General features: G+C 67.0%; 1 protein-coding gene. It reads right to left on the reverse strand.

Features of this window, described 5'->3' with window-relative positions; translation table 11 throughout:
- Positions 1–1,161 (reverse strand): (Fe-S)-binding protein (locus tag ACF1G2_RS36050; RefSeq protein ID WP_391802372.1); only part of this gene is annotated, 1,161 nt, incomplete at both ends.

The raw sequence follows: 1,161 nt of genomic DNA on the forward strand, positions 1-1,161 counted from the left end.
CTCCGGGGCGTCCGGCTCGACGTCCTCCGGCTTCGTCTTCACCGAGTCGAGCAGCAGCTGGGCCACGTCCACCACCTGGACGGACTCCTTCGCCTTGCCCTCGTTCTTCTTGCCGTTCACCGAGTCGGTGAGCATGACCAGGCAGAACGGGCAGGCGGTGGAGACGATGTCCGGGTTGAGGGACAGGGCCTCGTCGACGCGCTCGTTGTTGATGCGCTTGCCGATCCGCTCCTCCATCCACATCCGCGCGCCACCGGCGCCACAGCAGAAGCCGCGCTCCTTGTGGCGGTGCATCTCCTGCTGGCGCAGGCCCGGGACCTTGTCCATGATCTCGCGCGGCGGCGTGTAGACCTTGTTGTGGCGGCCCAGGTAGCAGGGGTCGTGGTAGGTGATCAGACCCTCGACCGGCGTCACCGGGATCAGCTTGCCCTCGTCGATGAGGTGCTGGAGCAGCTGCGTGTGGTGGATGACCTCGAACTCGCCGCCCAGCTGCGGGTACTCGTTCGCGATCGTGTTGAAGCAGTGCGGGCAGGTCGCGACGATCTTCTTCGCCGACTTCGGCTTCTTCGTCGACTCGTCCTCGTCGTCCTCGCCGAACGCCATGTTCAGCATCGCGACGTTCTCCTGGCCGAGCTGCTGGAACAGCGGCTCGTTGCCCAGGCGGCGGGGCGAGTCACCGGTGCACTTCTCCTCGCCGCCCATGATCGCGAACTTGACGCCCGCCATGTGCAGCAGCTCGGCGAAGGCCTTGGTGGTCTTCTTGGCCCGGTCCTCCAGGGCGCCGGCGCAGCCGACCCAGTACAGGTAGTCGACCTCGGTGAGGTCCTCGACGTCCTTGCCGACGATCGGGACCTCGAAGTCGACCTCCTTGGTCCACTCGACGCGCTGCTTCTTGGCCAGGCCCCAGGGGTTGCCCTTCTTCTCCAGGTTCTTGAGCATCGTGCCGGCCTCCGAGGGGAAGGCGGACTCGATCATCACCTGGTAGCGGCGCATGTCGACGATGTGGTCGATGTGCTCGATGTCGACCGGGCACTGCTCGACACAGGCGCCGCAGGTGGTGCAGGACCACAGGACGTCCGGGTCGATGACGCCGTTCTCCTCGGCGGTGCCGATCAGCGGACGCTCGGCCTCCGCGAGGGCGGCGGCGGGCACGCCGGCCAG

The sequence above is a fragment of the Streptomyces sp. NPDC013457 genome (genome assembly GCF_043089925.1).
Classification (GTDB): domain Bacteria; phylum Actinomycetota; class Actinomycetes; order Streptomycetales; family Streptomycetaceae; genus Streptomyces.